This window comes from Pseudomonas leptonychotis (genome assembly GCF_004920405.1).
Classification (GTDB): domain Bacteria; phylum Pseudomonadota; class Gammaproteobacteria; order Pseudomonadales; family Pseudomonadaceae; genus Aquipseudomonas; species Aquipseudomonas leptonychotis.
Genome location: NZ_RFLV01000001.1, coordinates 189,302 through 210,514 on the forward strand (window position 1 = coordinate 189,302; position 21,213 = coordinate 210,514).

The 21,213-nt window shown below is 58.0% G+C and carries 20 protein-coding genes; 6 read left to right on the forward strand and 14 right to left on the reverse strand.

All coding sequences use genetic code 11. The annotated features are described in order from the left end of the window. Positions 1 to 36: 36 nt before the first annotated feature. The 11 genes from D8779_RS00850 to flgB all read right to left on the reverse strand — a co-directional run bounded on the left by D8779_RS00850 (position 37) and on the right by flgB (position 11,643). Positions 37 to 1,716 (reverse strand): flagellar hook-associated protein 3, encoded by a 1,680-nt coding sequence (locus D8779_RS00850; RefSeq protein WP_136662583.1) that lies wholly within the window; start codon positions 1,714 to 1,716, stop codon positions 37 to 39. Between the two features lie 30 nt (positions 1,717 to 1,746). After that, entirely contained in the window at positions 1,747 to 3,786 is a 2,040-nt protein-coding gene (flgK, locus tag D8779_RS00855; protein WP_136662584.1) for a flagellar hook-associated protein FlgK, read from the reverse strand. A 6-nt stretch (positions 3,787 to 3,792) separates the two neighbouring features. Next, complete coding sequence (gene flgJ, locus D8779_RS00860; protein WP_136662585.1) at positions 3,793 to 4,971, reverse strand: flagellar assembly peptidoglycan hydrolase FlgJ; 1,179 nt, start codon at positions 4,969 to 4,971, stop codon at positions 3,793 to 3,795. Positions 4,972 to 4,985: 14 nt separating this feature from the next. Then, positions 4,986 to 6,089 carry a flagellar basal body P-ring protein FlgI gene (locus tag D8779_RS00865; RefSeq protein WP_136662586.1) on the reverse strand — a complete coding sequence of 368 codons (1,104 nt, stop codon included), beginning with the start codon at positions 6,087 to 6,089 and terminating at the stop codon, positions 4,986 to 4,988. Positions 6,090 to 6,100: 11 nt separating this feature from the next. Then, positions 6,101 to 6,820: a flagellar basal body L-ring protein FlgH gene (gene flgH, locus D8779_RS00870; protein WP_136662587.1), complete on the reverse strand. Its 720-nt coding sequence runs from the start codon at positions 6,818 to 6,820 to the stop codon at positions 6,101 to 6,103. A 124-nt stretch (positions 6,821 to 6,944) separates the two neighbouring features. Continuing rightward, positions 6,945 to 7,730 (reverse strand): flagellar basal-body rod protein FlgG, encoded by a 786-nt coding sequence (flgG, locus tag D8779_RS00875; RefSeq protein ID WP_136662588.1) that lies wholly within the window; start codon positions 7,728 to 7,730, stop codon positions 6,945 to 6,947. Positions 7,731 to 7,776: 46 nt separating this feature from the next. Beyond that, positions 7,777 to 8,517 carry a flagellar basal body rod protein FlgF gene (locus tag D8779_RS00880; RefSeq protein WP_136662589.1) on the reverse strand — a complete coding sequence of 247 codons (741 nt, stop codon included), beginning with the start codon at positions 8,515 to 8,517 and terminating at the stop codon, positions 7,777 to 7,779. 205 nt (positions 8,518 to 8,722) lie between these two features. Continuing rightward, a complete protein-coding gene (gene flgE / locus D8779_RS00885) occupies positions 8,723 to 10,039 on the reverse strand; it encodes a flagellar hook protein FlgE (protein WP_136662590.1) in 1,317 nt (438 codons plus the stop codon). 43 nt (positions 10,040 to 10,082) lie between these two features. Further along, the gene (gene flgD, locus D8779_RS00890; protein WP_136662591.1) at positions 10,083 to 10,751 is read right to left on the reverse strand and encodes a flagellar hook assembly protein FlgD; all 669 of its coding nucleotides are present in this window, start codon (positions 10,749 to 10,751) and stop codon (positions 10,083 to 10,085) included. A 25-nt stretch (positions 10,752 to 10,776) separates the two neighbouring features. Then, positions 10,777 to 11,220: a flagellar basal body rod protein FlgC gene (gene flgC, locus D8779_RS00895; protein WP_136662592.1), complete on the reverse strand. Its 444-nt coding sequence runs from the start codon at positions 11,218 to 11,220 to the stop codon at positions 10,777 to 10,779. A 15-nt stretch (positions 11,221 to 11,235) separates the two neighbouring features. Then, entirely contained in the window at positions 11,236 to 11,643 is a 408-nt protein-coding gene (gene flgB / locus D8779_RS00900) for a flagellar basal body rod protein FlgB (RefSeq protein WP_136662593.1), read from the reverse strand. A gap of 451 nt (positions 11,644 to 12,094) precedes the next feature. Here flgB and D8779_RS00905 point away from each other — a divergent pair, with 451 nt between their 5' ends. Both D8779_RS00905 and bfr read left to right on the forward strand, forming a co-directional pair. After that, positions 12,095 to 12,313, forward strand: a complete 219-nt coding sequence (locus D8779_RS00905; protein WP_136662594.1) for a bacterioferritin-associated ferredoxin — start codon at positions 12,095 to 12,097, stop codon at positions 12,311 to 12,313. Between the two features lie 194 nt (positions 12,314 to 12,507). Beyond that, positions 12,508 to 12,978 (forward strand): bacterioferritin, encoded by a 471-nt coding sequence (gene bfr / locus D8779_RS00910; RefSeq protein ID WP_136662595.1) that lies wholly within the window; start codon positions 12,508 to 12,510, stop codon positions 12,976 to 12,978. Positions 12,979 to 13,048: 70 nt separating this feature from the next. Here the strand turns inward: bfr and grxD are convergent, their stop codons facing one another. After that, positions 13,049 to 13,375 carry a Grx4 family monothiol glutaredoxin gene (grxD, locus tag D8779_RS00915; protein WP_136662596.1) on the reverse strand — a complete coding sequence of 109 codons (327 nt, stop codon included), beginning with the start codon at positions 13,373 to 13,375 and terminating at the stop codon, positions 13,049 to 13,051. Positions 13,376 to 13,493: 118 nt separating this feature from the next. Beyond that, positions 13,494 to 15,602: a molybdopterin oxidoreductase family protein gene (locus D8779_RS00920; protein WP_136662597.1), complete on the reverse strand. Its 2,109-nt coding sequence runs from the start codon at positions 15,600 to 15,602 to the stop codon at positions 13,494 to 13,496. 313 nt (positions 15,603 to 15,915) lie between these two features. Here D8779_RS00920 and argF point away from each other — a divergent pair, with 313 nt between their 5' ends. Together argF and D8779_RS00930 are read left to right on the forward strand one after the other, a co-directional pair. Further along, positions 15,916 to 16,836 carry an ornithine carbamoyltransferase gene (gene argF, locus D8779_RS00925; RefSeq protein ID WP_136662598.1) on the forward strand — a complete coding sequence of 307 codons (921 nt, stop codon included), beginning with the start codon at positions 15,916 to 15,918 and terminating at the stop codon, positions 16,834 to 16,836. Next, entirely contained in the window at positions 16,833 to 17,939 is a 1,107-nt protein-coding gene (locus D8779_RS00930) for an ABC transporter ATP-binding protein (protein WP_136662599.1), read from the forward strand. Before argF ends, D8779_RS00930 begins: the two co-directional genes overlap by 4 nt. Positions 17,940 to 17,944: 5 nt before the next feature. On the opposite strand, the gene D8779_RS00935 is transcribed toward D8779_RS00930, so the two are convergent. Continuing rightward, entirely contained in the window at positions 17,945 to 18,745 is an 801-nt protein-coding gene (locus tag D8779_RS00935) for a PhzF family phenazine biosynthesis protein (RefSeq protein ID WP_136662600.1), read from the reverse strand. Positions 18,746 to 19,085: 340 nt separating this feature from the next. Between D8779_RS00935 and D8779_RS00940 the strand changes: the two genes are divergently transcribed. Both D8779_RS00940 and D8779_RS00945 read left to right on the forward strand, forming a co-directional pair. Beyond that, a complete protein-coding gene (locus D8779_RS00940; protein WP_136662601.1) occupies positions 19,086 to 20,315 on the forward strand; it encodes a hypothetical protein in 1,230 nt (409 codons plus the stop codon). A gap of 74 nt (positions 20,316 to 20,389) precedes the next feature. Beyond that, entirely contained in the window at positions 20,390 to 21,172 is a 783-nt protein-coding gene (locus D8779_RS00945; RefSeq protein WP_136662602.1) for a type IV pili methyl-accepting chemotaxis transducer N-terminal domain-containing protein, read from the forward strand. Positions 21,173 to 21,213: the final 41 nt, after the last annotated feature.

Here is a 21,213-nt window from a genome sequence, read left to right on the forward strand (position 1 = left end):
CGCACTGCCCCACTGCGAGAGCAATAAAACCACCTATTAACGCAACTGGTTAAACAAATTCAGCCCAGCAATCTTCACATAGCTCTGCTGCGCAGCCTCGAGAATGATGGTCTGGAACGAGAGCCGCGAGAGTGCTTCAGCGTAATCCAGCTCACGCAGATCAGCCTGCACGGCCTTGTTAACCAGCGTGACATCCTCGTTATCAATCTCAGTGGTCTCAATCAGGTTCAGCCGTGCGCCGATTTCGGTTTGAACCTCCAGTACTTTGCCCAGCCCGTTATCCAGGTTGGTCAGGGCAATCGCTACTTCATCGCGTACACCCAAGTTGCCCGCAGGTGAAGTCGGCGATGACTCCAACGCCTGACGCAGGCGGCTGATGGTGTTGAGGATGCTGCGCTGCTCCTGAAACTGCGGCTGCACGCCGAACTCGTCGCCGCCGGCCGCAGCCGCGGGTGCCGACAGGGTGAAGTCGGCACCGAACACACTGAAAGTCGAAGGATAAGGGCCTGCCGCCGTACCGCTAGCAATCGCAGGGCTACCAGGCCCCACAGGTTGTGAGAACACCTGATAATTGGTGGCATCAGTGAAGCGCAACACAATGCCAGAGGTCGGAAACTGGCTATCGAAAGCAGCCTGATTGCTGATACCCGCCGGAGCAACCACTGCAGTCGAGTTGTTGGTCGAGGAGCGATTAACCGCAAACTCGGTAGGTGAAGATTGCAGCGTGAAGCTATGGGTATTGAGCCCAGGAGCCCCTGGAGTGGCTGTATTAGCCAGCAGGTTATCCAAGTCCAGCTCATTATCCCCAGGCTGCAACACCACATCCAACTGAAAGCGCATGCCGCGGAAGTTGATGGTGTTACCACCACTGGCCAGCGGGTCTATCGCACCGCCGCCCGGTATTTCCGAGGTTACATCGGCCCCGCTGCTGTCATAGATACGAAACTCCTTACCACTGACAAACGCCAGCGAGTAAGGCTCTCCTGTGCGGAAATTGCTGTTGAACGTCTGATTGTCCTGCACCAAACCAGGCGACATAAAAACGCGCTGATCAGCCGCCGGTAATGCAGCGATAGTAGTCGCGGGCAAAGGCGGTGTCGGTAAGGCTGGGTTGTTGACGCCTAACGCATTCACAACTCGGTCAGCATTGCTGACGTCTTCAAATAGGCGCTTGCCGTTGTCGTTGATCGCCACGTTGCTTGAGCCTGCGACCTGCAGACTACGCTGCCCCTCATCCCCCTTGTAGGAATAGGTGCCATCCGGGTTGCGCGTAAACGGCTCAGTCTTGCCAAGAAAGCCACTGAACAAATATTCGCCACGGGCGTTGCGGCTGTTCATCAGGTTGAGCAACTCGCCTTCACGCTCACTCAGTTCTTTGGCGATCGATTTGCGGTCTTCACCTGACAGCGCACCACCACCTGCCTGCACTGCCAGCTCGCGGATGCGCTGCAACACGTTGACCACCGAAGTCACGGTGGTTTCTTCCTGGGTCAGGCTGTTCTTCGCCGCGGTGAGGTTTTCCTTGTACTGGCCCAATACCGCTTGCTGCTGTTCAAGTTGCAGCAGGCGCACCGAGGCGACCGGATCGTCGGCCGGGGTAAGAATACGGTTACCGCTGCTGATCTGCTCTTGAGTGCGAATCAGGTTGGCATAGTTGCGCCCAAGGCCACTGACACCATTATTGAAGGCCTGGATCGAAGAGATGCGCATCACCATAAAACTAACCTCGAAGTTCTAGACGGCGCGTCAGAACGTGTTAATCAGTGTATCGAACAGGCTGCGGGCAACTTGAATGATCTGCGCCGACGCCTGGTAGTATTGCTCGAACTGAATCAGTTTGGCCGCCTCTTCATCGAGGTTGACCGCCGATACCGAATCGCGGTTATTGGTGGCCTGCTTGAGAATCGACCCAGTGGCCTCACCATCGACCCGCGCCTGGCTGGTCAGGGTGCCGACCCGCTCCACCAAGTCGCCATAGGCATCGGTAAAACTTGACCCCGTAGTCGCCGGAGCCAGGGGATTGATACCAATAGTCGTACGGTTCTGCAGATCAATCAGCTTCAAGGCATTGCGGTTATCAGACACCCCATTGGTGTTGAAGGAAACCGAAAAATTGTCGCCACCCTGTGGCCGGCCACTGATGGCCACTTCATAATCGAAGGGCACCGGAACTGCAGGCGGGCCAGCCGTCGCGGGTACGGTGATGGTCAGTTTGTTGTTCTGCCCAGGCACAATCACCCCGGTATCGATGACGTTGCCGTTGATATCGACGACGTCATAACCCTGAGTGGCGCCACCGCCTGCGCCCATGACGATGCGTAATGGCGGCGCATTGCGCAGACTGGTTTCCAGGTTCGCCTGAGCAACCGGGTCATAGATGTCGATTTCAGTCAGCAGGGTTGGCTGGCTGATCATCCCGGTGCCAATATTCGCCGGGCTGGTCTGCGATTTCAGCGGCGCGGCAAAGGCCAGCTCTTCCGGGCGTTTCATATCGGCGCGGATATACTCGCCGGCATTGCGTGTGGGCATGACCCGAAAACGGTCGCCAGCGGCAAAGGTACCGCTGGCCACATTCAGCGAGACGCCGTCGAACTCCGCCGCCGGCACCACGGTAATGTCGAATGGACCAAAGCTGGTGCCGTCACTGACGCGCCGCACGGTGTAATCCGTGGCACTGGTGAACTCCACCTCATAATCGCTGGTGGTCAGCTGGGTGGTGTCTTCAATCAACACATTGAGGTTGGCGGTGGTATCGCTGTTACCCACACGCGCCAAGCTGCGCTGGCCAATCAGCAGCGGGTCATTGAGGTCGCGGAACAAGCCATTGCCAAACTGGCCATTGAGGTCCAAACCTTGACCCAATTGACGATTGACCTGATCGGTGACCGCCAGCGCCAAGCGCCCTACCGAGTTAAGCGCGGTGTCCAGCACGTCTTCGCGATAGCGAATCAACCCGCCCATCTCACCGCCGGAAATCAGTGAGGTAATGCCCTGACGCGCATTGCCACTGACAAACTGCACTTCACTGCGCAACGGATCGGACAGCCCCGGCACCACTTCTAGGCGAGAAGCCTGGCGACCCACCACGAGGGGCTGACCAGAGCCGACAAACAGGTTGTAGCTGCTGTCATCCTGGGTGACGACCGTCACACCGATAAAGGTCGACAGCTTGCGCACCGCTTCCTCGCGGGCATCAAGCAGGTCATTAGGCTGTTGGCCGTTGGATGCGGCCACGGCAATAGCCTCGTTGTATCCGGCAATCGACCCAGCTAACTGGTTGATCTGATCAGTAACCGCCGACATCTGCTTATTGATAAACGAGTTCTGCTCGTACAAGCGGTCGTAGACGGTGTTGAAGCGTTTGGCCAAGCCTTCGGCTTCGGATAACGCCAGCTGCCGCGCGGGAATATTGGCTGGATCTTCGGCAGCGGTCTGCAGCGCAGCGAATACTTTCTGCAGCCCGGGGTTTACCCCAGTAGTGCTACCCGCAAGCAGCGAGTCGAGCTGATTAATCTGGCCCAAGTAGCTCTGCGTGTCGCTGTTAAGCGCCGTGCTGCTGCGTACCTGAGTATTGAGAAACTCGTTGTAGATGCGCCGCACATCGACCAGCGTGGTGCCCGAGCCGATATAGCCGGCACCACTAAATTGCGGAATGCGCGTGGCCTGAATGGTCTCTTGGCGCGAGAAACCCGGCGTATTGACGTTGACGATGTTATGGCCGGTAACCGCCAGCGAGGTTTTGTTCGCCGACAGCCCGGACAGGCCAATATTGAGTAAGTCAGCCATGGTTCATCATCCGTTAGTGGACGGCGTACTGACGGCCGCGACTGTTTGATAGGTCTGCATCTGCCGCGCTATCTGAGCAATTTTGCGGGCGTATTGCGGGTCCGTGGCATAGCCAGCCTTCTGCAATTCGCGGGCGAACTGCTCAGGTTTGTCCGTGGTAGCCAGGGCTTTTTCGTAACGACCATTGCCCTGCAGGAAACTCACATAATCCTCAAAACTGTGGGCGTAAGACTCATAGGCGCGAAAGGAGGCGGCCTCTTTAACAGCCTTACCGCCCTTGAACTCGGTGGTCAGTACACGCGCCGAGTCGCCTTCCCAGGTGTTATGGGTTTTGATGCCGAACAGGTTGTGGCTGCTGCTGCCATCCTGTTGACGGATGATTGACTTGCCCCAGCCGGTTTCCAGTGCGGCCTGAGCCACCAGGTAGCGCGGATCGACGCCAATCTTGTCAGCGGCCTTCTCGGCCATCGGCAACATGGCGGCAATAAACTCATCCTTCGAACCAAACGCGGCTTTACCCGGTGCCAGAGGCGGCTGCGCAATCCGCCGACCGGTAATGGCGTCCATACCATTCAAACCCAGCGCGGTATCGGCCGGTGCAGCAAAGGTTTTGGCAGGAATCCAGTCGTTCTGCGCCAACGGCTGGCCATCGGTGGCCACTGCTGACGGCACGATGCCGGCCAGTAAGCGGTCAGTCAGCTTACCTGGCAGAGACAGGCGCCGCTGGTTGAGCAGCGAACTGTCATCACGGTTGCTCTCAACCTGAGCCATTGGCTTAGTCGGGGCACTCGGCACTGGCTCATCAACCTGAGCAAAGGGGTTGGGACGACTGCTGGCATCCTTGATTTTCGACATCTGTCGCACCAGCACGTCGGCCAGACCGATACCGTTCTGGTGGTTGGACATGGTCACCGACAATTGTTGGTCGTGCATGTCTTGGTAGGTTTTGCTCTCGTTGCTGTTCATGAAGTTGCCTTCAGCGAACACTTCGTTAGCAGAGCGCATGGCTTTGAGCATTTCATTCAGGAACAGTGACTCAAATTCCTGAGCCACTTTCTTGATGTTCTTTTCGCTGTCACCGCCAACCTTGAATTGCTGCAAGCGGTTGAGGTCGTTGAAAGCGCCGCTGTCTAGCGTGGTGGTGCCACTGCTGCCGAGCAAACCGGCGGAAAGACGAGAGTCCATAGCGTGCGCTCCCTTTAAATGACGATCAGATCAGCCTGCAGAGCGCCGGCTTGTTTCAGCGCCTCCAGGATGGCCATAAGGTCGGAAGGCGACGCGCCCACTTGATTCACCGCGCGGACGATTTCATCCAGCGTGGTACCAGGACCGAACTTAAACATCGGCTTGGCCTCTTCGTCGGCATTGACCCGCGAGCGCGGTACCACTGCCGTCTGACCGCCGGACAGCGCTTCGGGCTGGCTGACAATCGGATCTTCGGTAATGGTCACCGTCAAGCTACCGTGGGTCACAGCGGCAGGCTGCACGCGCACGTTCTGGCCAATCACGATGGTGCCGGTGCGCGAATTGATGATGACCTTGGCTACGGCTTGACCGATCTCGACTTCGAGGTTTTCCAGAATCGATAAGTAGTCCACCCGCTGACCCGGATCGAGCGGCGCACTGACGCGAATCGAACCACCATCCACGGCCTGGGCCACGCCTGGACCGAGCAGCTCGTTGATGTGATCAACGATGTTCTTGGCGGTGGTGAAATCCGGCCGATTAAGGTTCAGGGTCAGGCTGTTACCCTGATCGAAACCACTGGGCACCGGCCGCTCAACCGTCGCGCCGCCAGGGATACGACCCGCCGATGGCACGTTGACGGTAATCCGCGAGCCGTCGCCGCCTTCGGCGTCAAATCCGCCCACCACCAAGTTGCCTTGGGCAATGGCATAAACGTTACCGTCGATACCTTTGAGTGGCGTCATCAGCAAACTGCCGCCACGCAGGCTCTTAGCGTTACCGATGGAGGACACCGTGATGTCGATGGTCTGCCCCGGCTTAGCGAACGCTGGCAGATCGGCATGAATGGACACAGCCGCGACGTTCTTCAGCTGCACGTTGCCACCAGCCGGCACCTTAATGCCGAACTGCGCCATCATGTTGTTGAACGTCTGCACGGTGAAAGGCGTTTGGGTGGTCTGGTCACCACTGCCATTGAGGCCCACGACCAAGCCATAGCCGATCAATTGGTTGCTGCGCACACCCTGGATGCTGGCCAGGTCCTTGAGCCGTTCGGCCTGGGCCAGCGAAGCCAACAACATCACAGCTGTAGCGATCAGGTATTTGCTAAACGTCATGGTGGCCATCCTCAAAACGGCCACATAGGGCTAACAAAGAAACGGCTCATCCAGCCCGGCTGGGAAGCATCGGCAAAGGCGCCGGTCCCCGAGTAGGTGATGCGTGCATCGGCGATGCGGGTCGAAGAGACGGTGTTGTCGGTGGCAACGTCATCAGAACGTACCAAGCCGGCAATACGCACCAGCTCATCGCCGGTATTGAGGGTCATCCACTTTTCACCGCGCACCAGCAGAATGCCATTGGGCATCACTTCGGCGACCGACACAGTGATCGAACCGGTCAGGCTGTTGCTCTGCCCGGCAGCGCCAGAACCATCAGCCGAGCGCGCGGCATCGAAGCTGGCATCCAGGCCAAGGGTGTCATTGGTCATACCCAGCGCGCCGAGCGAGGCCAGCGGATTATTCGGCGCCACAGTCATACCAAATAGGTTAGGCACGCCGAGATTGGCAGAACTGTCTTTGCTGATTTTGCTGTTGCTGTTCTTGCTGGCCTGGGTCCGCTCATTCAGGGTAATGGTAATGATGTCACCTACCCGATGAGCCTTACGGTCACCAAACAAACCGTTATCGAAGCCGGCTTGGTAGATCGAACCATTGTTTTGCGCGGCGGGCAGCGGTGTACGCGGCATTACAGGGGCGAAATAAGGATCGTCCGGCTTAGCCGTGGGCGCCATGCAGCCGCTCAAAGCCAGCGGGCCAAGCAGTGCACTTATGATGATCAGACGGTTCATATTTACTACCTCATGTGTTGCCTGGGGTGGATCGAGTCATCCGTATCCACCAGTACCCGTTCAAGCGATTCCTTGCTGTAACCCTGACCGCACCAGCCGCAACGCGACTAGCCAGCCTTACTCATCAAAGATTCTGTGAAATAAAGCCGAGCATCTGGTCAGCGGTGGAAATGACCTTTGAGTTCATTTCATAAGCGCGCTGGGTAGTGATCATGTTGACCAACTCTTCAACCACACTGACGTTGGAGTTTTCCAAGGTGTTTTGCAGCGTGGGACCCAAGCCATTCAAACCAGGGGTGCCGACTTGCGGCGCGCCGCTGGAGGCGGTTTCCAGAAACAGGTTGTTGCCGATCGCTTCCAGCCCCGCAGGGTTGATGAAATCGGCGGTCTGAAGATTGCCGACGATCTGTGGCTGCGGGTTGCCGGAGGTCGTGACCGACACGGTACCGTCCTCGCCCACGGTAAAGGTGCGCACCTCGTTAGGCAGCACAATGGCCGGCTCCAGGGCATAACCGCTAGAGGTCACCACCTGGCCATCGGAATTGAGGTGGAAGCTACCGTCACGGCTATAAGACACGGTGCCATCAGGCAGCAACACCTGAAAGAAGCCCCGGCCGTTGATCGCCATATCCAGCGGCTGCTCGGTGGTTTGCAGGCTGCCAGCGGTGAAAATCTTTTGCGTACCCACCACGCGCACACCGGTACCCAGCTGCAAACCTGTTGGCAGCTGGCTGTCCTGGCTGGACTGGCCGCCAGGCTGACGACGGATCTGGTACAGCAGATCCTCGAACTCGGCGCGATCACGTTTGAAGCCAGTGGTCGAGACGTTGGCCAGGTTGTTGGAAATAGTGGTCAGGTTCATGTCCTGAGCGGACAGACCCGTCTTGCTGACCCACAGTGCCGGAAGCATATCGATTCTCCTCGGGCGTCGGTTTAACGACGCCGCGTGCTGATAATTAGGTCATTTGCAAGACGCGCGCCATGGCCGCTGAATTGTCTTCAGCGGTGCGCATCATCTTCACTTGCAATTCGAATTGGCGAGACAGGGAGAGAATCGCGGTCATCTCTTCCACGGCGTTGACGTTGCTCGACTCAAGAAAACCGGAGGTGACTTCCATGTTGGCGTCCGCCTGCACAGGCCCTTGACCTTTGAAGCGAATCATCCCGTCGGTGCCCTTCTCCATCTGCTTTAAGTCCGGGTTGACCAGCTTCAGGCGGTCAACCTCGGCCAGCACGTTGGGGGCCTCGCCCAGGGCGCGGATGCTGATGGTGCCATCCTTGCCGATTTCGATTTTCTGCTCGGGCGGCACTGCAATCGGCCCGGCATTGCCCATCACCGGCAAGCCATTGCCGGTCCGCAAGACGCCGAGTGCATCGACGTTCAAACTGGCGGTACGCACATAGGCTTCGCTGCCATCGGGGGCCTGCACAGCCAGCCAGCCTTTGCCACCAACAGCCACATCCAGATCGCGACCGGTTTCTTGCATCGAGCCTGGCGTGAAGTCAGTGCCGGGGCGCTCGCTCATGGCATAAACCCGCGACGGTAAACCGTCACCGAAAATCGGCATGGACCGCGCTTGCTCGAAATCCCGGCGAAAGCCGTTAGTGGAAATATTCGCCAGGTTGTTGGCGTGGGCACGCTGGGCCAGGGTGTTGTTGTGGGCACCAGTCATGGAAACGTACAGCATCTTGTCCATGGTCATTCTCCGAGTTGGGCTTGCCGCCCGCTGCTCTATACAGGCTATAAAGCAAGGTCTGCGCCAACATTCGAAAAACAATCACAAGCACTTGATAAATATGATTTTTAAATAATAAAAAAGGCTCCAGGAGGAGCCTTTAAAATACTGACGTGGCGTACTTTTGCCGCCTACGACAGGTACTTGCCTATCACGGCCTGGCTTATCAACGCAGGTTGATAATGGTCTGGGTCACCGCACTTTCAGTCTCGATGGTTTTGGCGTTGGCCTGGTAGTTACGCTGGGCAACGATCAGATTAACCAACTGATCTGATAGCTCAACGTTGGAGTCTTCCAGTGCGCCGGACTGCAAAGCTCCCAGGGTGCCGCTGCGCGGCGTACCGACCACAGGCTCGCCGGATTGGAACGACTGCACCCAGGCGGTCTTACCTACCGGGGTCAGCCCCTGCACGTTGGCGAAGCTGGCCAACACCACCTGCCCTTGAATATTCGACTGACCATTGGTGTAGCGGGCAAAGATTACCCCGGTATCATCAATCTCCAGGCCGGCCAACTGACCCGTGGTGTAGCCATCCTGACTCACCCTGTTGACCGCAAACGTGCTGGCAAACTGAGTGGACTGACGCAGATCGATATTCACACCAGTGGCACTGGCATTCGCACCATTGCCAGACCACACCGGAGGAATAGAGGTATCCGGCGCGGCTGGCACCCAAGTCGTCAGGTCAATCGTGCCATCAGCGCCCACAGTAAAGCCGGTGGGCGCTGATGCGATCAGCGCAGGCACGTCCAATTGACCCGCCGTGGTGAACTGTAGAGGAACCGATGATGGCGTGGTCAGCGTCGGATCATCCGGGTTGCGCCCATCGATCAACACATTCATCTGCCAATTGTTTGGTCCAGTTTTGAGAAAGTACTGGGTAAACACATGCGAGTTACCCTGACTGTCATAGATGTTGGTTGACGTCGAGGAGTTATAGGACGTGGGGTCAGCCGGATTGAATGGCACCGTAGTCGGCACCAAGTTGGTCGAATTTAGATTAAAGGTTTGATCCAGATTGCTGGTCGGCAACGGCGCCTGACTGGCGGTCTGGATTTGCAGGTCGCTGATCACACCATTCTGCAGGTTGTTGTTGGCATCCACCGAATAACCCTGCAGTTTGTAGCCAAAGTTATTGACCATAAAGCCGTCGCGGTCGGTACCGAAGTAGCCAGCACGGGTGTAGCTCACCTCACCATTGTTACTGGTCTGAAAGAAACCATTGCCGTTGATCGCCAAGTCCAATCCATTCTGCGTGTTATTGATATTCCCTTGGTTAAACAGCTGCGAGACGTCAGCCAGCAACACACCACTGCCTTGCGAATTAGAACCGGACCCCAGTACGGAGGCTGAATAGACATCGGCAAACTCGGCACGCGACTGTTTGAAGCCGACCGTGCCTGCGTTAGCAATGTTGTTACCCGTCACGTTGAGGTCGCTGGTCGCGGCACGCAGGCCACTGAGACCGATATTGAAACCCATGGAAGACTCCTTTGCCGGAGAGCCGGCGACTAAAACCTGTTAGTTACTGACCGATAACCTGTACTTGCGACATCGGCACACTGCCGAGCCCCGCCAGATTCAACATCAACTCGCTGCCGCCCAAGGTCACGCTGTCAACGTTGGCCGGCAACATGGTGTAGAGCCCTTTGGTGCCTTCGGCATAAGAGGCCTGCGCCTCAAACTTGTAGGTGCCGGGTGGCAACAGATTGCCGCTGGAGTCCTTGCCATCCCAGATAAAGCTGACATTACCGGCCGCCTGCTCACCCAGGTTGACCCGGCTCACTGCAGAGCCGGCCTTGTCATAGATATTCACGTAGACATTGCTGCTACTGGCCGGCAACACCAGGCTAGCCTTGAAGCTCTCGCTGGTATCGACCACCGCCTTCTCACTCGGAATGATCACCTTGCGCCCGACTAGCGATGACGCCTGCAGCGCTTGGGATGACTGATAACCCGTCAGCAGAGAGCCCATGCTGGTATTCAACTTCTCGATCCCCTCAACTTGGCTGAACTGCGCCAGCTGGGCGATAAACTCGCCGTTACTCTGAGGCTCAAGCGGGTTCTGGTTATTCAGCTGCGCCACCAACAGGTTCAAGAACTCGTTCTTACCAAGGTCTTTATTGGTACTGCGCTCATTTTTAATCTGGTACTGGTCCAGGGCCGTGCCGCTGACATCGCCAACAGTACTCATAGGTATGCGCTCCTTATCCGGTGGCTTACTGACCCAGGGTCAATACGCGCTGCATCATCTGCTTGGCGGTGTTCATCATTTCGGTGTTGGTCTGGAAAGCCCGACTGGCAGAAATCATGTCGGCCATTTCCTCAACCACGTTCACATTGGGGTAATACACGTAGCCACCGGCATCGGCCGCAGGGTGGTTCGGCTCATAGCGCGGCATCAGGCTGCTCTGATCCTCAACCACGCCTAGCACCTGTACACCCACACCGGCATTGTCCTGATCAGCAAACAGCGAGCCGCGATCACCTTCCTGCGCCGACTGGTACACGGTGGCGAACACCGGATGCCGTGCGCGGTAAGTCTGATCAATACTCGATGAGACGGTCTCGGCGTTGGCGATGTTGCTAGAAATGGTGTTCAGGCGAGTGCTCTGGGCGCTCATTCCCATTCCGGCGATGTTGAAAACACTGGCAAGTGACATGGCATCAGACTCCTATTAATCGCCGCGCAGGGCGCTGACCAGCCCTTTGAATTTGCTGTTGAGCAGGGTGAAACTGGCCTGGAACTGCACCGAGTTTTCCGCGTAATTGGACTGCTCGATCTGCAGGTCAACGGTGTTCTGATCAATCGAGGGGCTCATCGGCGTGCGGTACGCCAGGCTAGCGTCACTGCTCATCACACCATCGGCAGGGATATGCTGACTGTTCGTACGGTTCAGGCTAACCGGGCCACGCTGGCTTTTAGCGCTCTGCTCAGCCAGCACATTCGCGAATTGCAGGTCACGCGCTTTGTAATGTGGCGTGTCGGCGTTAGCGATGTTGTTGGCCAGCACCTCGGCACGCTGAGTGCGAAAGCCCAGTGCTTGTTCATGAATGCCGAGTGCCCGATCGAAACTGATGCTCATGGTCAGAAACCTTTGCCGGTTAGCGTTACTGTTTTCCGTGCAAGACCATAAGCAAGGCGTGTGCCATTTTAATTTTTACTTATATTTCAACAGGTTGAATAAAAAATAAGTCGAGAGCTGCGGCAAAGCGGCAAGCGTTTTCCGCCTTTGCAAGGACAAGCGGCAATCTTGCGCTTACCCTTGCCGCTCCTGCCGGCACTGGCGCGCAGAGCCCTGAGAGCAAAACAGCCGCGTAATATTTGGCTTTCACGGCGCTAACAATTTTGTCCCAACTCCCCGCTCTACGAGCGAGCTCGACACATTCGGCTGAGTAACTGGCACACCACCAACAAACAACCGAACCAGCATGCAAATACCCACCGCCTATCAGTCAATCACACACAGCTTTGACAAGCATTCTCATTAACATTAGTATCCATGCATCTTAATTGCCCCACCACGAGCCCTCATCATGTATGTCTGTCTCTGCGAAGGTGTAACTGACGGCCAGATCCGCGAAGCCATCTACGAAGGCTGCTGCAGCTACCGCGATGTGCGCGCCACTCTGGGTGTTGCCAGCCAATGCGGTAAATGCGCATGCCTGGCCAAACAAGTGGTGCGCGACACATTGAGCGACATGCAAAGCAGCCAAGCGGCCATGGCCTACCCGGTAAATTTTGTGGCAGCCTGATCGAGTGCATAAAAAAACCGGACTTCACGTCCGGTTTTTTTATGCCTGTAATTCAATGGGTTACTGCCAAGATGCAGAACTTAAGCGCTCTCATTAGCATTAATTTTAACTTTGAATTCAAACACTTAGGTTTGACAGTCGAAAATCATCGGCCCAGAATTTGGGGCTAATCCCCCCGCATGGCAGACACGAACATGAAAGGCGACAAGAAAGTCATCCAGCATCTGAACAAGATCCTCGGTAACGAGCTGGTCGCAATCAACCAGTACTTCCTGCATGCGCGCATGTATCAAGATTGGGGCCTGAAAAAACTCGGCGAGCATGAGTATCACGAGTCCATCGACGAGATGAAGCATGCGGACAAGCTGATCAAGCGCATTCTCTTCCTCGAAGGCCTGCCTAACCTGCAAGACCTCGGCAAGATCCTGATTGGTGAGAACACCAAGGAAATGCTTGAGTGCGACCTGAAGATTGAGCACAAAGCCCATGTCGATCTGAAAGCGGCGATCGCTTACTGCGAAACCATCGGCGACTACGCCAGCCGCGATCTGCTTGAAGAAATTCTCTGCTCGGAAGAAGAGCACATCGACTGGCTGGAAACCCAGCTCAGCTTGCTCGAAGCGGTTGGCCTGCAGAATTACCTGCAGTCGCAGATGGACGAATAAGGCAGAAACGCTCACGCCATAAACAACAAACCCCGCACTTGGCGGGGTTTGTTGTTTATGCAGTTGCCGATTAGGCGTCAGCTTTCTGCATGGCGTCTTTGATCAGGGTCTGCAGCTCACCCTTGTCGAACATTTCCGCCAGGATGTCACTGCCGCCTACCAATTCACCGCCAACCCACAGTTGCGGGAAGGTTGGCCAGTTGGCGTATTTCGGCAGGTTGGCACGGATCTCTGGGTTTTGCAGGATGTCGACGTAGGCGAACTTCTCACCACACGCCATCACTACCTGTGAAGCCTTGGAGGAAAAGCCGCACTGCGGAGCGTTTGGCGAGCCTTTCATGTACAGCAGAACGGTGTTGTTAGCGATCTGCTCTTTGATGGTTTCGATGATATCCATTGGGCACCTCAGGACTTAACTTACCCGACTCACGGGTCGGCACGGTGGCGCCATTGTAGCGAAAAGCCGAGCGTAATGCTCGGCCTTCCCTGCCGCGTCCGTCAGTTGCGCTACGCTATTAAGCCGCCTCGACCTCAACCGGCACACCATTAAGCGCCGCATTACCGGACAACGCATCGAGCTGGCGCTCATCGGTCAGGTCATTGGCGCTGGCCCCGGGTTGCTCACTGGCGATGCTCATCTGCACGCCCGGGCGGGCATGCCCCCAGCCGTGCGGCAGGCTGACCACGCCGGCCATCATGTCTTCACTGGCCGCCACTTCCACTTCAATCATCCCGACCCGCGAACGCACGCGCACCAACTGGCCATCCGTCAGCCCGCGCTGGCTGAGATCCGCAGGGTGCATCAGCAGCTGGTGGCGCGGCTTGCCTTTGACCAGGCGATGATAATTGTGCATCCAGGAGTTATTGCTACGCACGTGGCGGCGGCCGATCAGCAACAACTCGCCGGCCTTGGCTGTCGGCTGTGCGGCAAAGCGTTGCAGGTCGGCCATGATCACGGCAGGCGCGGCCTGGACCTGCTTGTTGGCAGTTTTCAGACGGTTTGCCAAATTAGGTTTAAGCGCCCCCAGATCAAGCCCATGCGGGTGCTCGCGCAGCGTCGCCAGGGACAATTTGTGCGATGACTTGTCGCCATATGCACCCAACCGCAGCCCCATGTCGATCATTTGCTCAGGCGCCATGGTCGGTTTGAGCTCTGCCCCAGTCTTGGCGACAAATGCTTTGGCCAGCCCAATAAAGATTTCCCAGTCATGCAGCGCGCCCGTCGGCTTGCTCAGCACCGCCTCATTGAAGCGAGTGACATTGCGCACCGCGAACATATTGAAGGTGGTGTCGTAGTGGTCATGCTCCAGCGGCCCGGTCGGAGGCAGAATCAGGTCGGCATAGCGGGTGGTTTCGTTAATGTAGAAGTCGATGCTGAGCATAAACTCCAACCCCTCCAACGCTTGCTCCAGCTGTCGGCCATTGGGTGTGGACAGCACGGGGTTACCCGCCACCGTCACCAGCGCCCGTACTTGCCCTTCACCCTCGCTGAGCATTTCCTCGGCCAGAGCCGACACCGGCAACTCGCCGCCGTATTCCGGCAAGCCGGACACGCGGCTCTGCCAGCGGTTGAAGTGCCCACCCGAGGTCGATGCCACCAAATCCACTGCCGGCTCAGTACAAAGCACACCACCGACCCGATCAAGGTTACCGCTGACCAGGTTGATCAGCTGCACCAGCCATTGGCACAGCGTACCGAAGGCCTGAGTGGAGACGCCCATGCGCCCATAGCACACGGCCGACTCGGCGGCAGCAAAGTCGCGCGCCAATTGACGAATCGTTGGCGCGGGTACACCGCACCGCAGGCTCATCGCTTCGGCGGTAAAGCCGGCAATCGCCTGGCGCACCTCATCCAACCCATCTACCAACAGGTGGCTGCTGCGGCCGAGGTTTTCCTCGAACAGGGTATTGAGCAGGCCGAATAGCAGCGCAGCATCCTGCCCGGGACGCACGAACACATGCTGATCAGCAATCGCCGCCGTTTCACTGCGCCGAGGGTCGACCACCACCAGTCTGCCACCGCGCTTCTGAATGGCTTTCAGGCGTTTCTCTACATCAGGCACGGTCATGATGCTGCCATTGGAGGCCAGCGGGTTGCCGCCTAGGATCAGCATAAAATCGGTGTGGTCGATGTCCGGAATTGGAATCAGCAGGCCATGGCCGTACATCAAGTGGCTGGTCAAGTGGTGCGGCAGCTGGTCGACTGAGGTGGCGGAATAGCGGTTACGGGTTTTCAGCTGGCCGAGAAAATAATTGCTGTGAGTCATCAGGCCATAGTTATGCACGCTCGGGTTGCCCTGATACACCGCCACGGCGTTCTGCCCATGCTCAGCCTGAATTGCGTTCAGGCGTTCGGCTACCAGCTCGAAGGCGTCATCCCAGTCGATAGCCTGCCATTCATTACCAACCCGCCGCATGGGTTGACGCAAGCGATCGGGGTCGCTCTGGATATCCTGCAGCGCCACGGCCTTGGGGCAGATATGCCCACGGCTGAAGGTATCCTGAGCATCGCCCTTGATTGAACGAATCTGCGTCGAACCGTCGTCCTGCACTTCGGTTTCAATGGTCAGGCCACAGATGGCTTCGCAGAGATGGCATGCACGGTGGTGGAGGGTCTTGGTCATGGCCGGGCCTCTTATTTTGATTCGATGCGCGCGGCACCGTAAAGGCATGACTATGGCGGCTGGTTGCCCCCTGCGCCAGCAGGGTTCGCTGCGTGAATTGCGCGGCATCAGGTCAACCGATAGATGGCGCTCGACCCAACCCCACGCCCCCCCGAAAGCAGCAGGCAGTTTGCGCCTGATCGACGTTTGCTTATAAGATCGCGCCTTCCCCGTTTCGTCGCATGGTGCGGCCTCCCAGCCGTAGGTTCTGCCGTTTCTTTCATTTATCAAGGCCATTGAACCTGCGCCCTAGCTGTTAAAAAGGTAGTTAACGATGAGCGCAAGACACTTTCTCTCGCTGATGGACTGCACACCAGATGAACTGGTGAGCCTGATCCGCCGCGGCATGGAGCTGAAGGACTTGCGCAACCGCGGCGTGCTGTTCGAGCCGCTGAAGAACCGCGTGCTGGGCATGATTTTCGAGAAGGCCTCGACCCGCACCCGCCTGTCGTTCGAAGCCGGCATGATCCAGCTCGGTGGCCAGGCCATCTTTCTTTCGCCGCGCGACACTCAATTAGGCCGGGGTGAGCCGATTGGTGATGCCGCCATCGTCATGTCACGCATGCTTGATGCCGTGATGATCCGTACCTTCGCCCACAGCACCCTGACCGAATTTGCTGCCAACTCACGTGTGCCGGTGATCAACGGCCTGTCCGACGACCTGCACCCCTGCCAGTTGCTGGCTGACATGCAGACCTTCCAAGAACTGCGCGGCAGCATCAAAGGCAAAACCGTGGTGTGGGTCGGTGACGGCAACAACATGTGCAACTCTTATATAGAAGCGGCCATCCAATTCGACTTCCAACTGCGTGTTGCGTGCCCAGAAGGCTATGAGCCGAGTGCCGAGCTCCTCGCACTGGCCGGTGAGCGCGTGCAGATCGTGCGCGACCCACGCGAAGCAGTCGTCGGTGCGCACCTGGTGAGCACCGACGTCTGGGCGTCTATGGGCCAGGAAGAAGAGGCGGCCGAGCGCATGCGCCAATTCAAGCCTTATCAAGTCACACGCGCTCTGCTCGATGCTGCCGCCGAAGACGTATTGTTTCTGCACTGCCTGCCGGCACACCGTGGTGAAGAAATCAGCGAAGACCTGCTCGACGACCCTCGCGCGGCGGCCTGGGACCAAGCGGAGAACCGTCTGCACGCGCAGAAGGCACTGCTCGAATTCCTGGTTGAGCCGGCGTACCACCACGCATGAGCCAGCCACTGCTCAACCTGCGTGACCTAAGCTGCGGCTACCACGAGCACAAGGTGGTGCAGCAGCTTAATCTGCACCTCAATGCCGGCGATATCGGCTGCCTGCTTGGCCCTTCAGGCTGCGGCAAAACCACCACACTGCGCGCCATCGCCGGTTTCGAGCCGGTGCTGGAGGGCGAGATTCAGCTGGCTGAACAGGTTATTTCCAAAGCCGGCTACACCCTGGCCCCGGAGAAACGCCGGATCGGCATGGTGTTCCAGGATTACGCGCTGTTCCCGCACCTGAGCGTGGCCGAGAACATTGGTTTCGGTATCCGCAAGCAGCCGAACTGTGAACGCACCACCGCCGAGCTGCTTGAACTGGTCAAGCTCGGCCATTTGGGCAAGCGCTATCCGCACGAATTGTCCGGCGGCCAGCAACAGCGTGTAGCCCTGGCCCGCGCACTGGCTCCCGAACCGCAGCTGCTGCTGCTGGACGAACCCTTCTCCAACCTGGATGGCGAGTTGCGCCGACGCTTAAGCCATGAGGTGCGCGACATTCTCAAGGCGCGTGGCACCAGTGCCATTCTGGTCACCCATGATCAGGAAGAGGCTTTCGCCGTCAGCGATCACGTCGGTGTGTTCAAAGAAGGCAAGTTGGAGCAATGGGACACGCCCTTCAATCTCTACCACGAGCCGCTGACGCCCTTTGTCGCCAGCTTTATCGGGCAGGGCTACTTTATCCGCGGCCAATTGCTCACCCCCGACTCGGTGCAAACCGAACTGGGGCTGATTCGCGGTAACCGCGCCTACACCTGGCCGACCGGCAGTGCAGTGGATGTGCTGCTGCGCCCAGATGACATCGTGTATGACCCTGAGAGTACGCAGAAGGCACTGATCGTCGGCAAGACCTTCCTTGGCGCAGCCACCCTCTACCGCCTGCAGTTACCGACCGGCAGCCAGCTGGAGTCAATTTTCCCCAGCCACGCCGACCACCAGCCGGGTCAGCAGGTCGGTATTCGAGTGGCTGCCGACCACCTGGTGGTATTCCCAGCGCCGGGCAGCATTGCCGCTCAGGTCAACCTGGGCGAATCGGGTGTGCGCCGCTACAGCAGCGACACCTAATCAGCTCACGGCAGCAAAAGCCGGCCGCTGGCGACCAACAGCGCCTGGCCGGCAATCTTCACGCGACCGTCTTCTAGCCGGCAGTGCAGCTCGCCGCCGCGGGCCGAACACTGAAAAGCACTTAACTCAGACCGGCCCAACCGCTGCGCCCAGTAAGGCGTAAGGATGCAGTGCGTGGAGCCGGTGACCGGGTCTTCATTGATGCCGATGGCCGGGGCAAAGTAGCGCGAGACAAAATCATGCCGCTCACCCGGCGCACTGATCAGTAGGCCTAGGCCCGGCAACTTGGCGACCGCGGCAAGATCCGGCTGGCAGGCGCGCACGGCGGCCTCCGACGCCAGGATTGCCAACAACTCCTGAACACCCTCCGCCCCCGGCAAGGCCAGCACGGCCTCAACCGGCATGCCAAGCGCCTGCTCGACCTCGCGCGACAGCATGCAGGGCTCCGCCAGGCGCACAGGGAAGTCCAGCACCAACTTTTCGCCTGCACGGGTAACCCGCAACGCGCCAGACAAGCAGCTAAAATCGATCACGTCACCCGGTTCGTCATACAACTCAAACAACACATGAGCGCACGCCAAGGTGGCGTGACCGCAGAGCGGCACTTCAGCCTCAGGGGTAAACCAGCGGATATGCCACACCGCACCTTCCTTTACCACGAAAGCCGTTTCCGCCAAGTTGTGTTCGCCAGCGATCTGCTGCATCAGCGTCTCGTCCAGCCACTTGTCCAGGCGATAAACCATCGCCGGATTACCCGTAAACGGCCGCGCGGCAAAGGCATCGACCTGGTGAAATTCAAGCTGCATACAACGACTCTCCTTATTCGTAGTGATCTAAAGCATGCCGCAGCCTGACAACGCGCGCCCACTACAGCGGGCGGCGATTGCACCGGTACAGCTGCACTGTCTGAATGCGCGGCGAGCTGCAACGGTGCGGTTATTAATCGCCAAACGCTCTTAAAAAATCATAAAACTTTAACAAATCAGCAGCTTATAAATTCTGGCACGCCGCCTGCTATGACCCTCCCCGGTCAGCACAACGGCGTGTCTGCCACTCAACCGACAACGACGTCATAGCACCCACTCCTTTGAGGCATGGGCGCTGTGGCGTTTTTTTTTGCGTTTTTTGGCTCACAGGAAGACCGCTATGCGCACGATGAAACTGTCCCTGCTGTCGCTGGCCATTGCCGGCACCACCCTCAGTCACGCCGCCCATGCTGAAGAAGCCTTCAGCAACCTCTTCACTGAGGCCAAGCCGATCCTTGATGCGCGCTACCGCTATGAGCATGTCGATCAAGACAACGCACTCAAACATGCCAACGCGCAAACCCTGCGCACCCGCGTGGGCGTGCAGAGCGGCAAGTGGTACGGCCTCTCTGCGCTGATTGAGGCCGACAACGTCAGCCTCATTGGCGACGCCAGCTACAACGAAACCCGCAACGGCCAGAGCGAGTATTCCGTGGTTGCCGATCCGGATGGCAGCGAGATCAACCAGGCCCTGCTGCGCTATGACCATCAGTACGGCAGCGCCGTGCTGGGTCGCCAACGCATCAACCTCGACAATCAGCGCTTCGTCGGTGGCGTGGCCTGGCGGCAAAACGAGCAGACCTACGACGGCGCCCTGCTCCAGCTCAAGCCACTCAGCGGACTGACCCTGAGCTACGCCTATATCGACAACATCAACAGCATCTTCGGCCCCGGCAATGGTAAATACGACACGGCGGGCAACCCAGCCAATATCGAAGGCCACAGTCACCTGCTCAACGCTCAATACGTGCTCATGCCCGAGCTGACAGCCACCGCCTACCAGTACCGTCTAGGCCTGGACAACTTGGCCGCCGGCAACCAGTCGAGCAAGACCACTGGCGTGCGCCTCAATGGTGCCGTCGCCGGCGTGAGCTACGTGCTGGAATACGCTCAACAAACCGAGTACGCCGACAACCCCTTGGACCTGGACAGCGACTATTACCTGGCCGAACTCGGCTACATCATCAAAGGCGTGACACTCAAGGGCGGCTACGAAGTACTGGGGGGCGACGAGGGCCCAGGCAACCGCGCCTTCCAAACGCCGCTGGCGACCAAGCATGCGTTCCAGGGCTGGGCCGACATCTTTCTGCTGACCCCAGCCAACGGCATCAAAGACGCCTACGTCGGCGCCAGCGCGCCACTGCTGGGCGGCACCTTGGCGGCCTGGTACCACGACTTCCGTGCCGAAAAAGGCAGCAGCCAGTACGGCGAAGAAATCGACCTTTCCTATGCCCATCCGATCCCTGGTGTGAAGGGCTTGGTCGGCCTGGTCAAGTACGCCAGCTACGACGCCGACGACTTTGCCGTGGACACCGATAAGTTGTGGGTGCAGTTGCAATACAGCTACTGACGATCCTGGCCTCTGCAGGGGGCCTTTGCGCTATGCCCGCGGCGACTCAGCCGCGGGTTTTCAGGAGACTCATCATGCTCAAACCCATATTCTTTGGCCTACTGCTTAGCCTAAGCCTTTTCAGCCCCAGCAGCTGGGCAGTTATCAGCGCCGCCGAATCAATGAATCTCTCGGGCATGCAGCGCATGCTTAGCCAACGTATTGCCAAAACCTACTTGATGATCGGCGCCGAGGTTCGCCCCGAGCAAGCCGAACAGCAACTCGACCAAAGCATCGCCAAATTCGAGAGCAACTACCTCGCCCTCAGCGAATACGCACCCACCGCGGACATTCGTGCGGCGTTGGATGACGCCGGAAAAACCTGGCAGCGTTACCGTGAGCTGGCCCTGTCACGTCCGGACAAACAACAAGCGTTATTGGTTCTGCAGTTGAGCGATCAACTGCTCGCGCAGAGTGAACACCTGGTGCTGCTATTGGAACGCCACAGCGGCGCCCAGAGCGCCGCCCTGATAAACCGTAGCGGGCGTCAACGCATGCTCAGCCAACGCATTGCCGCGCTGTATCTGGCCATGAGCTGGCACTTGCCGATTAGCAACCTGCAACAGAGCTTCGAGCAAGCTGTCAGTGAGTTTGATGTCGCGCTGCACGCGTTGCAGCAGGCCAGCCAGAACACCGCACAAATAAGCAAAGGCCTGAGCCAGGCCGAAGCACAATGGCGCTTTACCCGCGCCGGCTTCAACCTCGCGAACGACTCGCGCTATGTACCGACAATCATCTCCACCACCACCGAAACCCTGCTGTGGCAGATGCATGAACTGACTAATCAATACGAAGGGGTAATGCTGGCAGGCTCCTGATCCACCTTGTAGGAGCCAGCTTGCCTTGCGTGATCGCCAGC

Bases quoted from the DNA above. Each gene is read 5' to 3' on its own strand.
- flgB (WP_136662593.1), bottom strand. From the start codon at position 11,643: ATGAGCATCAGTTTCGATCGGGCACTCGGCATTCATGAACAAGCACTG.
- argF (WP_136662598.1), top strand. From the start codon at position 15,916: ATGAGCGCAAGACACTTTCTCTCGCTGATGGACTGCACACCAGATGAA.
- D8779_RS00935 (WP_136662600.1), bottom strand. From the start codon at position 18,745: ATGCAGCTTGAATTTCACCAGGTCGATGCCTTTGCCGCGCGGCCGTTT.
- D8779_RS00920 (WP_136662597.1), bottom strand. From the start codon at position 15,602: ATGACCAAGACCCTCCACCACCGTGCATGCCATCTCTGCGAAGCCATC.
- bfr (WP_136662595.1), top strand. From the start codon at position 12,508: ATGAAAGGCGACAAGAAAGTCATCCAGCATCTGAACAAGATCCTCGGT.
- flgH (WP_136662587.1), bottom strand. From the start codon at position 6,820: ATGAACCGTCTGATCATCATAAGTGCACTGCTTGGCCCGCTGGCTTTG.
- D8779_RS00940 (WP_136662601.1), top strand. From the start codon at position 19,086: ATGCGCACGATGAAACTGTCCCTGCTGTCGCTGGCCATTGCCGGCACC.
- flgC (WP_136662592.1), bottom strand. From the start codon at position 11,220: ATGTCACTTGCCAGTGTTTTCAACATCGCCGGAATGGGAATGAGCGCC.
- D8779_RS00880 (WP_136662589.1), bottom strand. From the start codon at position 8,517: ATGGACAAGATGCTGTACGTTTCCATGACTGGTGCCCACAACAACACC.
- grxD (WP_136662596.1), bottom strand. From the start codon at position 13,375: ATGGATATCATCGAAACCATCAAAGAGCAGATCGCTAACAACACCGTT.
- flgJ (WP_136662585.1), bottom strand. From the start codon at position 4,971: ATGGACTCTCGTCTTTCCGCCGGTTTGCTCGGCAGCAGTGGCACCACC.
- flgK (WP_136662584.1), bottom strand. From the start codon at position 3,786: ATGGCTGACTTACTCAATATTGGCCTGTCCGGGCTGTCGGCGAACAAA.
- flgG (WP_136662588.1), bottom strand. From the start codon at position 7,730: ATGCTTCCGGCACTGTGGGTCAGCAAGACGGGTCTGTCCGCTCAGGAC.
- D8779_RS00850 (WP_136662583.1), bottom strand. From the start codon at position 1,716: ATGGTGATGCGCATCTCTTCGATCCAGGCCTTCAATAATGGTGTCAGT.
- D8779_RS00865 (WP_136662586.1), bottom strand. From the start codon at position 6,089: ATGACGTTTAGCAAATACCTGATCGCTACAGCTGTGATGTTGTTGGCT.
- D8779_RS00930 (WP_136662599.1), top strand. From the start codon at position 16,833: ATGAGCCAGCCACTGCTCAACCTGCGTGACCTAAGCTGCGGCTACCAC.
- D8779_RS00945 (WP_136662602.1), top strand. From the start codon at position 20,390: ATGCTCAAACCCATATTCTTTGGCCTACTGCTTAGCCTAAGCCTTTTC.
- D8779_RS00905 (WP_136662594.1), top strand. From the start codon at position 12,095: ATGTATGTCTGTCTCTGCGAAGGTGTAACTGACGGCCAGATCCGCGAA.
- flgE (WP_136662590.1), bottom strand. From the start codon at position 10,039: ATGGGTTTCAATATCGGTCTCAGTGGCCTGCGTGCCGCGACCAGCGAC.
- flgD (WP_136662591.1), bottom strand. From the start codon at position 10,751: ATGAGTACTGTTGGCGATGTCAGCGGCACGGCCCTGGACCAGTACCAG.